The organism is Streptococcus canis, assembly GCF_900636575.1.
Lineage (GTDB): Bacteria > Bacillota > Bacilli > Lactobacillales > Streptococcaceae > Streptococcus > Streptococcus canis.
Map to the genome: position 1 here is coordinate 1,257,517 of NZ_LR134293.1, position 12,474 is coordinate 1,269,990.

Sequence of the window (12,474 nt, forward strand, 5' to 3'; positions counted from 1 at the left end):
AAGGATAGATTATGAAAGCAGAAGAACGCCGTCAAAAAATTATTGAGTACTTAACTGGCGAACAAGAGGCCTTGTCCGCTACTTATTTAGCTAAGTTATTAGGGGTTAGTCGTCAGGTGATTGTTGGAGATGTTGCCTTACTTCGAGCCCAACAGATTGATATTATTTCAACTCCTAAGGGCTATATTATGTCAACTGCTCTGTTTAGCCACCAATATTGTGCACGTATTGTCTGTCAACACGGGTTGGCAGAAACAGAAAAAGAATTGGAAATCATTTTAGCTCATCAGGGAATTATCACAACGGTGGAAGTGGAGCATCCTATTTATGGCATGATTACAGCACCTCTAAACATTAAAAGTCAGTCTGATATGACTAATTTTATGACCAAATTGAATCAGTCTAAAGCAGAATTGCTATCTTCTTTGACAGAAGGTTTGCACAGTCACTTGATTTCTTGCCCTAATCAAGAAACGTTTATAGCTATTAAGGAAGATTTGGAAGCAGCAGGTATTCTTTACACAGAGTTATAGGGGGAATGGCAGAGCTAGTGGGATAAGAGGCAGTTTCTTTTAAAATGATATTGGTTTAACAGGTGTCTTGACACCTGTTAATTATTAAGTTATACTGTCTCTGAAAGGAGATATAATGACTAAAAAACCAACACAACTAATTGCCTATGCCTCCATCTTAGCGGCTTTTGGCATTTTAATTCCGATGATTATGCCCCTCAAACTGATTATTGGCCCTGCTTCCTTTACTTTAGCTAGCCATGTTCCCTTATTCCTAGCTGTCTTCATATCTGTTCCCGTTGCTATTTTAGTGGCTATTGGGACAGGTCTAGGTTTTTTACTGGCGGGCTTTCCCTTAGTCATTGTCTTAAGAGCTTTTTCCCATATCTTATTTGTTGTTTTGGCGGCTTGGTGGTTAAGTCGCTACCCTCAAACGTTAAAGTCACCAGCGAAAATCTTTTGCTTTGCCTTTTTTGTTAATATCATTCATGGCTTGGCAGAATTTCTGGTGGTTTATGCTTTGACAGCAACCGTAGGCACGTCTATGTCTTATTTTTGGTCAATGCTAGGTTTGATTGGACTAGGATCTCTTGTTCATGGCATGTTAGATTTTTACCTAGCCTTAGTGTTCTGGCGCTTTTTAGTGGAAAAACTAGACTTGTCGATTGCTAAAGATTGATTAGGAGAGCCAATAATCTTTTCTTATGTGATTCTAAAAAGAAGTCCTTTCTTAATGGAAGGGCTTGCATTTTTCAAAAAAATTGATATACTAAAAAGTGCATTTGTGAATACGGTAACAAAAGGAGTTAAGATGAAAACACCGGAACAGATTTTAGAGTCAACCATTCATATTGGAGAACATAAAATTGCCAAGTCTCTCCCTGCTAAGGCTATTCTAGGCTTTATTGGTGGAGCAATGATTAGTTTGGGTTACCTCTTGTATGTTAGAATTGCTGCTAGTGGCTTGGAAACCTTTGGCGCTTTCGCAAGTATTCTAGGAGCCTGCGCTTTTCCAATCGGTTTGATTATTATCTTGATGGCTGGTGGAGAATTAATTACAGGAAACATGATGGCAGTTTCTGCAGCTTTGTTGGCCAAAAAAATTAAGTTTAGCGAACTTGCCAAGAATTGGCTCATTATTACCTTGTTTAATGTAATTGGAGCTATTTTTGTAGCCTTTGTATTCGGTCATTTTCTAGGTTTGACATCAGCTGGTATTTTTAAAGAAGAAGTGATTGAAGTGGCCCATGCTAAAATAGCAGCGACCCCTTTGCAGGCGATTGTATCAGGAATTGGTTGTAACTGGTTTGTTGGATTGGCCTTGTGGCTGTGCTATGGGGCAAATGATGCTACTGGTAAACTTCTTGGTACTTGGTTTCCTGTCATGACCTTTGTAGCCCTTGGCTTTCAACACAGTGTGGCAAATGCTTTTGTTATTCCCGCTGCTATTTTTGAGGGCGGAGCTACCTGGCTAGACTTTATTCTAAACTTTACCTTTGTTTATACCGGTAACATTATTGGCGGAGCTGTTTTTGTTAGTCTTTTCTATTTCAAAGCTTATGATCACCCAGAAAAGGCATAAATCAATAAGAAAAATTTTTAGACTGGGAGGACCTTATTCCCGGTCTTCTTTTTGTAATTTGTGATAAAATAAGAAGCGAAGTTTAAAAAAAGGAGGGATTGACTTGTCAAAAAAGACACCACTTATCAAAAAACAAAAAGCAAGCGTTGCAAGACGTCTTCATCTCCTTTTTTTGATTATTGTTTTGTTATTTGTGGGGCTTGTTTTACGGCTGGCCTACATGCAAATTTATAACAAGGCTTTTTATGTGAGTAAACTAAAATCGTCGACCGTTTACAAGATTAAGGTTGCTCAGCCACGTGGCAAGATTTTTGATTATAGTGGCAAGCCCCTTGTCTCAAATACCATCAAGGATGTTGTGACTTATACAAGAAGTCCCAAAGCAAGCGCCAAGGAATTAAAAACTTTAGCAGAGCATCTTGCGACTTATGTTTCTTATCCTGAGGCTAGGGTAACAAGCCAAGCTAAAAAAGATTTTTATTTGGCTGACCCAGAAGTATATGCTAAGGTGGTCAAAAAGCTTCCTAAAAAAGCTACTTTGGATCGCTTTGGCAACCGATTAACCGAGGCTACTATTTATGCTAATGCTGTTGCCTCTTTAAAAGAAAGTGATCTCGCTTACTCAGCCGATGAGTTAAAAGTAATCGCTATTTTTAACCAAATGAATGGTGCTGCTGTTTTTACAACAGTCAACTTAAGGACGAACCCCTTAAGTGAACAGGCTATTGCAATGATTTTGGCAAATAAAGCAAAATTACCAGGTATTTCCATTGGAACGGATTGGGAGCGGCATGTGGAAAATACTAGTCTCGCGTCTATTATGGGCAAAGTTTCTAGTGAGGAAGCGGGACTTCCCAAAGAAGAAGTAGAACAGTACCTCAAAAAAGGGTATGCCTTAAATGATCGTGTGGGAACCTCTTACTTGGAAAAAGAATATGAATCTGTTCTCCAAGGTAGCCACGACATTAAAGAAATCAAGACTAATAAGGCTGGCAAAATCATTTCAGAACGCCAACTTGATAAAGGAGAACAAGGAAAAAATGTAGCATTGACGATTCCCTTGGACTACCAACAAGCTGTAGATGAGATGATGAAGCGCTACTATGATGCTGAAATAGCTAACGGGCAAGCAGCCTACTCTGAGGGAATCTATGCCGTTGCTTTAAATCCCAAAACAGGTGCTATTTTAGCCATGTCAGGTTTATCTCATGATAAGGAAACTGGACACATTCAAAGTGATTCTTTGGGAACAATCACAGATGTGTTCACGCCGGGATCTGTTGTCAAAGGGGCAACCTTGGCAGCTGGTTGGCAGGCAGGTGTGATTGAGGGCAATCAGGTCCTTACTGACCAAGCTATTCAATTTGGTGGTTCCAAACCAATTAATTCTTGGTTTACTGTAGGCTCATTGCCAATAACAGCCAGTCAGGCTTTAGAATATTCTTCAAATACCTACATGGTTCAACTAGCTTTGAAAATGATGGGCCAAGATTATTATCCAGGAATGACCTTGACGACCTCCGGTATGAAAAAAACCATGTCAGCCCTGCGTGCAGCCTATGCTGAATTTGGAATGGGGGGCCCAACAGGTATTGATTTACCAGGAGAATCAACTGGCTACTTAACCGATAATTACACCGTTTCAAATGTCCTGACCGAATCTTTTGGCCAGTTTGATAATTATACCACCATGCAGTTGGCTCAATATGTCGCAACCATTGCGAATGGTGGCAATCGTTTGGCTCCTCACATTGTTCAGGGAATTTATGAGGATGACGGTAGCCAAGGCCCGGGTCAGTTGAGCAAGGCTATCGAGACCAGTATTCTTAATAAGGTTCAGTTATCGGGCGACCAATTGGCGATTATTCAAGATGGTTTTTATCAAGTGGTTAATAGTGGAAGTGCCTACGCCACAGGACGAGCATTAGCTGGTGGTCCGATCACTATTAGTGCTAAAACAGGAACGGCTGAAACCTATGCTATCGATAAAAATGGTCAAACCTTAGCCACTTACAATTTAAATGTCGTGGCTTACGGGCCAAGTGCTGATGCTGACATTGCAGTAGCTGTCATGTATCCACATGCTACCAATTCATTAGCTAAGGCACAACAACTGATCGCTAAAGACATGATTACACTCTACATGACAATGTATGGAAATCAATAAAGGAGAACTGAGTGCTTTACCCAACCCCTATTGCAAAATTAATTGAAAGTTATTCCAAACTCCCAGGAATCGGGGTTAAAACGGCAACCAGACTTGCCTTTTACACGATTGGAATGTCTAATGAAGACGTTAATGATTTTGCTAAAAATTTATTGGCCGCTAAGAGAGAACTGACCTATTGTTCGATTTGTGGAAACCTTACCGATGACGATCCTTGTCACATTTGCACAGACACGAGCCGTGATCAGACGACCATTCTGGTAGTAGAAGATGCTAAAGATGTTTCTGCTATGGAAAAAATCCAAGAGTATCATGGCTATTATCATGTGCTTCACGGCTTAATTTCGCCCATGAATGGTGTGGGGCCAGATGACATCAATCTTAAACGTTTAATTACCCGTTTAATGGATGGTAAGGTGACCGAAGTTATCGTAGCTACCAATGCTACAGCTGATGGGGAGGCAACGTCCATGTATATCTCACGGGTCTTGAAGCCAGCAGGAATCAAGGTAACCCGCTTAGCAAGAGGTCTCGCTGTTGGCTCAGATATTGAGTATGCTGATGAAGTGACCCTACTAAGAGCTATTGAAAATCGGACAGAGCTTTAATGAATAGAAACAAGTGGTTATTCTTACTTAGGTTAAGGTTCAGAAAAACTCATTCACAGTTTTAGATCGAGATGACCAAACAGAGACAACTGTTGTCAGAAGATTTTGAAAAGCCCTCTTCTTTTTGCTATAATAAGGAAGCATTTAATTCAGTTAGGAAAGGTTAGCTATGTCTAAACAAACGTTAGTGTTATTATATGGAGGTCGCTCTGCAGAACGTGAAGTCTCTGTGCTTTCAGCAGAAAGTGTCATGCGAGCAGTTAACTATGATAAGTTTTTAGTGAAAACTTATTTTATTAGTCAGACAGGACAATTCATCAAAACTCAGGAATTTTTAGAAAGACCAGCGGCCACAGAACGCTTGATGACTAATGAGACTATCCAACTTGATCAACAAATCAAGCCAAGTGACATTTATGACGATAAGGCAGTTGTCTTTCCAGTTTTGCATGGACCTATGGGAGAAGACGGTTCTATCCAAGGTTTCTTAGAAGTGTTAGGAATGCCTTATGTAGGAACGAATATCCTCTCCTCGAGTGTGGCCATGGATAAAATTACGACCAAGCGCGTCTTAGAGTCAGCCGGTATTCCTCAGGTAGCTTACACTGTTTATATTGATGGGCAGGATCTAGAAGCTTGTCTGACAAAGACCTTAGCCACCCTATCTTTTCCTATTTTTGTCAAGCCAGCTAATATGGGATCGTCAGTAGGGATTTCCAAAGCCCAAACAAAAGCAGAATTAAAAGAAGCCATTCAATTAGCGCTAACCTATGACAGTCGTGTCTTGATTGAACAAGGCGTGGTTGCCAGAGAAATTGAAGTTGGTCTCCTTGGGAATACAGAAGTCAAGTCAACCTTACCAGGTGAAGTCGTCAAGGATGTTGATTTTTACGACTATCAAGCCAAGTATATTGACAACAAGATCACCATGGCTATCCCAGCAGAAATTGATCCAGAGATTATGGCAACCATGCGGGTTTATGCTGAGTCAGCCTTCAAAGCCTTGGGTGGTTGTGGGTTGTCTCGTTGTGACTTTTTCTTGAGCCAAGACGGGCAGGTTTACCTTAACGAATTAAACACCATGCCAGGCTTTACTCAATGGTCTATGTACCCGCTTTTATGGGAGAATATGGGCTTGGCTTATCCAGATTTGATTGAAGAGCTGGTGATACTGGCACAAGAAATGTTTGACCAGCGTGAGAGCCACCTGATTTAAACCTACGATGTTGAGTATCATTTACTTGGATGGAACGGCAAACATCGCCAAGATGTGACGTTCGTCCTTTTTTGTTGCTCTTTTAGGAAGAATAGCAGAGCTATTAAGGGAGTTTGACATTTTAGACAATTTTCTGATATTTTATGCTATAATAGAAGGGAAATTGTAAAAAACAAGTGTTCTTAGAAGGAAAGCAAAATGAAATTAACCTTACACGAAGTGGCCAAAATTGTTGATGCACAAAACAATGTGTCTGACTTGGACGACGTTCCTCTGAATCAGATTGAGTTTGATAGCCGAAAGATTACAGAAGGAGACCTCTTTTTACCCTTAAAAGGTCAAAGGGATGGTCATGAGTTTATTGATTTAGCCTTTCAAAATGGCGCTGTCGCTACTTTTTCAGAAAAAGAATTACCGGGGAAACCCCATCTTCTTGTTGACGACTGCCTAAAAGCTTTTCAAAAGCTAGCCCATTATTATCTTGATAAGATGCGCGTGGATGTTATTGCTGTGACAGGCTCAAATGGCAAAACATCCACCAAGGATATGATAGGAGCTGTCCTATCAACCACTTACAAAACCTATAAAACGCAAGGAAATTACAATAATGAGATCGGCTTGCCTTATACCGTTCTCCACATGCCTGAAGATACCGAGAAAATTGTCCTTGAAATGGGGCAGGATCACATGGGAGATATTCATCTCCTATCTGAAATTGCAAGACCCCGTATTGCAGTTTTGACCTTAGTCGGCGAAGCTCATTTAGAATATTTTGGAAGCCGAGACAAGATAGCTCAAGGCAAAATGCAGATTGTTGACGGCATGAATTCAGATGGGATTTTAATTGCTCCGGGAGATCCTATTATTGACCCATATCTTCCCAAAAATCAGATGGTTATCCGTTTTGGAGATCAACAAGAAATTGATGTTACTGATATTCAAGAAGACAAAGATAGCCTGACCTTTAAGACGAATGTTTTGGCAGAGCCAGTGACCCTGCCCTTATCAGGGAAATACAATGCTATCAACGCAATGGTTGCGGCCTATGTTGGAAAATTATTGGCAGTAACAGATGAGGATATTATCGAAGCGCTTGAATCTGTTCAGTTAACAGGTAACCGTACGGAGTGGAAAAAGGCAGCCAATGGTGCTGATATTTTATCAGATGTTTACAATGCTAATCCAACAGCCATGCGTCTGATTTTACAAACATTTGCCAGCATTTCAACAAATCCAGAAGGCAAAAAAATGGCAGTGCTAGCAGATATGAAAGAACTAGGAGAAGACTCTGTTGCTTTGCATTCACAATTAATCCAACAGTTGTCACCTGATAGCATTGCTCAGCTTGTTTTTTATGGGGACGATATCCAAGAACTGGCACAATTAGCTAGTCACCTTTATCCTGCCGGGAAAGTACGCTTTTTTCCTAAGAATCAACAGGAAGACCAGTTTGAAGCTATGCAAGAGCATGTCCAAGCTATTCTCAATCCTTCTGATCAAATCCTCTTAAAAGGAAGTAACTCGATGGGCTTGGCTAGGTTGGTTGACGATTTAGTAGGCAAGAAGGGGGAAGAGAGCCATTAGCCTTAGTTTTTAGAAAAAACACAGAGAAGGGGCTTGTTCTCTCATGAAGATTAAGGTATAATGAAAAAACATAGAAAGGTATGGTTATGGATTTTTTTGCAACTGACCCCATTGGGTTACCTCACACCTCGCTTGTTTTTTACTTGTCATCACTTTTGATAGCATCTTTGCTAGTCTTTTTAACCCTTCAATCTTATAAATCAAGACCGTATCGCTATTTTTTCTTGGCTTTGCAGTTGTCACAAGTGATAGGCTTATACACTTGGTATGCTTTGAGAGGATTTCCCCTAAGCGAATCCTTACCCTTGTATCATTGTCGTATTGCCATGCTGGCTGTCTTTTTCCTACCAGACCGTAATAGCTTCAAGCAGCTGTTTATGGTGTTGGGGATAGGTGGGACTTTCTTGGCACTTTTATCGCCAGACCTTTATCCTTTCAAGCTATGGCATGTGGCGAATGTCGCCTTTTACCTGGGTCACTACGCCCTATTGGTTAATGGTTTGATTTACCTCTTGCGTTTCTACAACTCAAGTCAATTAAAATTCGCTCTAGTGTTACGTTATTTTGCAACGGTCAACTTTATTCTTCTCTTGGTTAGTTTGGCCACCAAGGGAAATTATGGTTTTGTGATAGATATTCCAGTGATTCACACTCATCACTTGCTCTTGAACTTTGTGATTGTCACCGGAGGATTGACGCTCATGGTCAAATTAATCGAGTGGGCTTATCTCAAATTTGGAGAAGTACAAGCCTTGGAGTTGGCCTTTTCTAAAGAAAAGTAAGCCGTTGAAAAAGCACCTAAAATCAGCTATAATAAGAAGGGTCTGGGATGATTTCCAGACTCGCTTTTTTTAGAAAAAAACAATAGCAATTAGCTAAAGATAAGCTAACCGTAAGCCTCTTAACATTTTTAAGGGCCAATCAACTGTGGAGAATGACCAGTCTAGCACAAGCCTTTTATATCAACGAGAATGTCATTAAAGCTAGGACTCATAGGAAAGCTCTGCTATTTTAACAAACAAGGAAAAAAAGAATGTCACTTATAGAAGAAATTAAAAAGCGTCGCACCTTCGCTATTATCAGTCACCCAGATGCGGGGAAAACAACAATTACCGAACAACTTCTCTACTTTGGTGGAGAGATTCGTGAAGCCGGGACGGTGAAAGGAAAGAAATCAGGTCAGTTTGCCAAGTCAGACTGGATGGATATTGAAAAGCAACGTGGGATTTCCGTTACCTCATCCGTGATGCAATTTGATTATGCTGGCAAACGGGTTAATATCCTAGACACACCAGGACACGAAGACTTTTCTGAGGATACTTACCGAACCCTGATGGCGGTGGATGCTGCTGTTATGGTTGTTGACTCTGCCAAAGGGATTGAAGCTCAGACGAAAAAGTTATTTGAAGTTGTCAAACACCGTAATATTCCTGTTTTTACCTTTATCAACAAGTTAGACCGTGATGGCCGTGAGCCCTTGGAACTCTTAGAAGAGTTAGAAGAAGTTCTAGGTATTGCTTCTTACCCAATGAATTGGCCCATTGGTATGGGACGCGCCTTTGAGGGCCTATATGATTTGCACAATAAACGTTTAGAACTTTACAAAGGTGACCAGCGATTTGCTGATTTTGAAGAAGGGGCAGTTCTTTTTGCGAAAAATCCTTTCTATGAGCAAGCTTTGGAAGATATTGAATTACTGGAAGAAGCTGGTAATGATTTTTCGGAACAAGCTGTTTTAGATGGTAAACTTACCCCTGTTTTCTTTGGCTCAGCCTTGACCAATTTCGGTGTGCAGACCTTTCTAGATACTTTCTTGGAATTTGCTCCAGAACCTCATGGTCACAAAACGACTGAAGATGTCATGATTGACCCTCTGGATAAAGATTTTTCTGGCTTTGTCTTTAAAATCCAAGCCAATATGGACCCTAAACACCGTGACCGCATTGCCTTTGTCCGTATTGTTTCAGGTGAATTTCAAAAAGGAATGGCTGTTAACTTAACCCGAACTGGCAAAGGAGCGAAATTATCCAACGTCACCCAGTTTATGGCAGAATCTCGTGAAAATGTTCAGAATGCTGTGGCCGGAGATATTATTGGGGTTTATGATACAGGTACCTATCAAGTTGGTGATACCTTGACTGTTGGTAAACGTAAGTTTGAATTTGAACCACTGCCAACCTTTACCCCAGAGATTTTCATGAAAGTTTCCCCGAAAAATGTCATGAAGCAAAAATCATTCCACAAGGGAATGGAGCAGTTGGTGCAAGAAGGAGCTGTTCAGCTTTACAAAAATTACCAGACTGGTGAATACATGTTGGGAGCTGTTGGGCAGCTGCAATTTGAAGTCTTTAAGCACCGTATGGAAGGTGAATACAAGGCTGAAGTTGTAATGACACCGATGGGGAAAAAGACTGTTCGCTGGATTTCAGAAGATGATTTGGATCAACGCATGTCGTCAAGTCGAAACATTCTGGCTAAAGACCGTTTTGATCAACCTGTTTTCCTATTCGAAAATGAATTTGCCCTCCGCTGGTTTGCAGACAAATACCCAGATGTCACCTTAGAAGAAAAAATGTAATGCCTATTGAGATTGAAACAATAAGACCTAGTTGCTTTCTAGCTAGATTGAGTTGCCTCAGTCTCTTTTTTGTTAGAACTGACGACATTTAGAAATTATGGTATAGTAAGAAAAAGGAGGATTACTTATGGGACTTTTATCAGGACTATTAGGAAATGCATCACAGCAGGATAATCAAAAGATTGAAGCGCAGCTAGCAGATGTTTTAGTAACTGGAGAACAAGTAGAACTAGCTTTTTCCTTGATTAGGGATTTGCTTGTCTTCACTGAAAAACGCTTGATTTTAGTGGACAAACAAGGGGTGACGGGTAAGAAAGTGACTTACAAATCGATTCCTTATCGCTCTATTTCTCGATTTAGTGTGGAAACCTCAGGTCATTTTGATTTAGATGCGGAGTTAAAGATTTGGATTTCATCTGCTATGGAGCCAGCCGAAAGCTTGCAGTTTAAGAGCGATCAAAGTGTTATTGCCATTCAACAGGCCTTGGCAGCAGCTGTTTTAGGAGAATGACATACGATTATTAAGATAAAACATGGCCACTGTTTCAGTAGAGAGGGTCATGTTTTTTGTTTCCAAAAAGAGGTAGTTTGCCATTATCAAAAAGGAATGTACTTTAAAATTAGTGTGATGCCAAGAGAATTCAAATAAGTCATTTTGATTTCTAAGCAAAGTTTTTGAAAAGGCTATATATTTTTGATAGGATAAGTTTTTGAGGAGCATTAAATAATGATAATAGAATTAAAAAATGTTGGTAAGGTCTTCCCCGAGTCACATTTCCAGTTGGAGGGAATTTCCTTTGCTATTGAAGAAGGAGAAATCGTTGGCTTAATTGGTTCAAATGGAACTGGGAAAAGTACGATTTTGAAGATGATGAATGGTTTGATTCCTTACGATAAAGGTTGTGTTCGCTACAAAGAACGAGAGTTAAACAGCTTATCTGCTAGTCAATTGCGACACATGCGTAAAGATATTGCCTATATTTTTCAGCACCATAACCTTTTGCCAGGTGAAACGGTTTTTTACCACCTTTCTCTTGTTTACAAATTGAATCATCAGAAAATAGATGACAGAGCTATTGATGACATTCTGGATTTTTTAGGTTTAACAAGGGTGAAACAGGTTAAATGCCATAGTTTAAGTGGCGGCCAGCAGCAAAAAGTGGCCATTGCCATGGCTATTTTACAAAAACCGAGATTGATTTTATGTGATGAAATCAGTTCAGCCTTGGATACCAATAGTGAAAAAGAGATTTTTGATTTATTAGCTAGTTTACGTGAGAAATACGGTATTTCTATCCTAATGATTGCCCATCATCTATCTGTTTTAAAACAATACTGTGATCGTGTGATGATTTTAGATGGACAGGCTATCGCAGAGACTGTGATTCCTGTAAAGTCAAGAATTGATCAACTGACAACAGATTACGTGACCCAAGTAAAGGAGTTTTTATTACATGACTGATATTTTGGCAAAACATGGTGAAGGGATTCTCAAATCTTTTTGGGATACTAATCTGATGCTAGGACTTACTTTAGCTTTGTGTTTTCTGATTGCTTTCCCCACAGGTATCTTGCTCTTTTCTCTGAAAAAATCGTATCTAATCAGGCATCCTTTGGCTTATCAATTTCTAAACCTTCTACTTGGAAGTCTGCGCAGCGTTCCCTTCCTTATCTTCATCTTTGTGCTCATTCCCCTCAATCGTTTACTTTTTGGAACATCTTTTGGAACCATAGCAGCCATTTTACCACTGACCCTCGTATCGGTGAGTTTGTATGCGCGTTACGTCGAACAGGCCTTGCTAAATGTTCCACAAATTGTTGTGGATAGGGCACTTAGTCTAGGGGCTAGTAAAGGACAGCTCATTCGTTATTTTTTAATTCCCTCCATCAAGATGGACCTTGTTTTGTCTTTTACAGCAACGGCAATCAGTGTTCTAGGGTATTCCACAGTTATGGGGGTCATTGGGGCAGGAGGCTTAGGAGAGTACGCCTATCGTTTTGGCTACCAAGAGTATGATTACCCAGTTATGTATTTGATTGTTTTCTTATTTATTATGTACGTCTTTATCTTGCAAAGTCTCGGTTATTTTTTAGCCAACCGCTATGCAAAGAAATAATCAAAAGCAAAGAGAAGTTATGAAAAAAAGTACTTCCCCTAGTCTGTTTCCTGATAGTATCAGTTTTCTTATGAAAGCGTGTTATTAATGAGGTTAACCTTATTTCCTAT

Annotated in this window: 12 protein-coding genes; all 12 read left to right on the plus strand. The window is 40.0% G+C overall.

Features of this window, described 5'->3' with window-relative positions:
- Nucleotides 1-11: 11 nt before the first annotated feature.
- The 12 genes from EL097_RS06470 to EL097_RS06525 all read left to right on the plus strand — a co-directional run bounded on the left by EL097_RS06470 (nt 12) and on the right by EL097_RS06525 (nt 12,364).
- Complete coding sequence (locus EL097_RS06470; RefSeq protein WP_003044242.1) at nt 12-533, plus strand: transcription repressor NadR; 522 nt, start codon at nt 12-14, stop codon at nt 531-533.
- A gap of 115 nt (nt 534-648) precedes the next feature.
- The gene (locus EL097_RS06475; protein WP_003044240.1) at nt 649-1,191 is read left to right on the plus strand and encodes a hypothetical protein; all 543 of its coding nucleotides are present in this window, start codon (nt 649-651) and stop codon (nt 1,189-1,191) included.
- 132 nt (nt 1,192-1,323) lie between these two features.
- The gene (locus tag EL097_RS06480; protein ID WP_003044237.1) at nt 1,324-2,094 is read left to right on the plus strand and encodes a formate/nitrite transporter family protein; all 771 of its coding nucleotides are present in this window, start codon (nt 1,324-1,326) and stop codon (nt 2,092-2,094) included.
- Between the two features lie 103 nt (nt 2,095-2,197).
- Nucleotides 2,198-4,261, plus strand: coding sequence for a penicillin-binding protein PBP2B (gene pbp2b / locus EL097_RS06485; protein ID WP_003044233.1), 2,064 nt, complete (start codon nt 2,198-2,200; stop codon nt 4,259-4,261).
- A gap of 11 nt (nt 4,262-4,272) precedes the next feature.
- Nucleotides 4,273-4,869 carry a recombination mediator RecR gene (gene recR / locus EL097_RS06490; RefSeq protein WP_003044231.1) on the plus strand — a complete coding sequence of 199 codons (597 nt, stop codon included), beginning with the start codon at nt 4,273-4,275 and terminating at the stop codon, nt 4,867-4,869.
- 169 nt (nt 4,870-5,038) lie between these two features.
- The gene (locus tag EL097_RS06495) at nt 5,039-6,085 is read left to right on the plus strand and encodes a D-alanine--D-alanine ligase (protein ID WP_003044228.1); all 1,047 of its coding nucleotides are present in this window, start codon (nt 5,039-5,041) and stop codon (nt 6,083-6,085) included.
- Between the two features lie 198 nt (nt 6,086-6,283).
- Nucleotides 6,284-7,669 carry a UDP-N-acetylmuramoyl-tripeptide--D-alanyl-D-alanine ligase gene (locus EL097_RS06500; RefSeq protein WP_003044224.1) on the plus strand — a complete coding sequence of 462 codons (1,386 nt, stop codon included), beginning with the start codon at nt 6,284-6,286 and terminating at the stop codon, nt 7,667-7,669.
- A gap of 86 nt (nt 7,670-7,755) precedes the next feature.
- On the plus strand, nt 7,756-8,451 hold the full coding sequence (locus tag EL097_RS06505) for a TMEM164-related integral membrane acyltransferase (protein ID WP_003044223.1): 696 nt from the start codon (nt 7,756-7,758) through the stop codon (nt 8,449-8,451).
- Nucleotides 8,452-8,702: 251 nt separating this feature from the next.
- Nucleotides 8,703-10,247 carry a peptide chain release factor 3 gene (locus tag EL097_RS06510; protein ID WP_003044220.1) on the plus strand — a complete coding sequence of 515 codons (1,545 nt, stop codon included), beginning with the start codon at nt 8,703-8,705 and terminating at the stop codon, nt 10,245-10,247.
- Nucleotides 10,248-10,374: 127 nt separating this feature from the next.
- Nucleotides 10,375-10,758: a PH domain-containing protein gene (locus EL097_RS06515; protein ID WP_003044217.1), complete on the plus strand. Its 384-nt coding sequence runs from the start codon at nt 10,375-10,377 to the stop codon at nt 10,756-10,758.
- A 216-nt stretch (nt 10,759-10,974) separates the two neighbouring features.
- Entirely contained in the window at nt 10,975-11,709 is a 735-nt protein-coding gene (locus EL097_RS06520) for an ATP-binding cassette domain-containing protein (RefSeq protein ID WP_003044213.1), read from the plus strand.
- On the plus strand, nt 11,702-12,364 hold the full coding sequence (locus EL097_RS06525) for a methionine ABC transporter permease (RefSeq protein WP_003044210.1): 663 nt from the start codon (nt 11,702-11,704) through the stop codon (nt 12,362-12,364). Before EL097_RS06520 ends, EL097_RS06525 begins: the two co-directional genes overlap by 8 nt.
- Nucleotides 12,365-12,474 lie beyond the last annotated feature (110 nt).

What these genes read in the sequence shown, in the direction of transcription:
- EL097_RS06470 (WP_003044242.1), top strand. Translation starts at nt 12, where the DNA reads ATGAAAGCAGAAGAACGCCGTCAAAAAATTATTGAGTACTTAACTGGC.
- EL097_RS06475 (WP_003044240.1), top strand. Translation starts at nt 649, where the DNA reads ATGACTAAAAAACCAACACAACTAATTGCCTATGCCTCCATCTTAGCG.
- EL097_RS06480 (WP_003044237.1), top strand. Translation starts at nt 1,324, where the DNA reads ATGAAAACACCGGAACAGATTTTAGAGTCAACCATTCATATTGGAGAA.
- EL097_RS06495 (WP_003044228.1), top strand. Translation starts at nt 5,039, where the DNA reads ATGTCTAAACAAACGTTAGTGTTATTATATGGAGGTCGCTCTGCAGAA.
- EL097_RS06500 (WP_003044224.1), top strand. Translation starts at nt 6,284, where the DNA reads ATGAAATTAACCTTACACGAAGTGGCCAAAATTGTTGATGCACAAAAC.
- EL097_RS06505 (WP_003044223.1), top strand. Translation starts at nt 7,756, where the DNA reads ATGGATTTTTTTGCAACTGACCCCATTGGGTTACCTCACACCTCGCTT.
- EL097_RS06510 (WP_003044220.1), top strand. Translation starts at nt 8,703, where the DNA reads ATGTCACTTATAGAAGAAATTAAAAAGCGTCGCACCTTCGCTATTATC.
- EL097_RS06515 (WP_003044217.1), top strand. Translation starts at nt 10,375, where the DNA reads ATGGGACTTTTATCAGGACTATTAGGAAATGCATCACAGCAGGATAAT.
- EL097_RS06520 (WP_003044213.1), top strand. Translation starts at nt 10,975, where the DNA reads ATGATAATAGAATTAAAAAATGTTGGTAAGGTCTTCCCCGAGTCACAT.
- EL097_RS06525 (WP_003044210.1), top strand. Translation starts at nt 11,702, where the DNA reads ATGACTGATATTTTGGCAAAACATGGTGAAGGGATTCTCAAATCTTTT.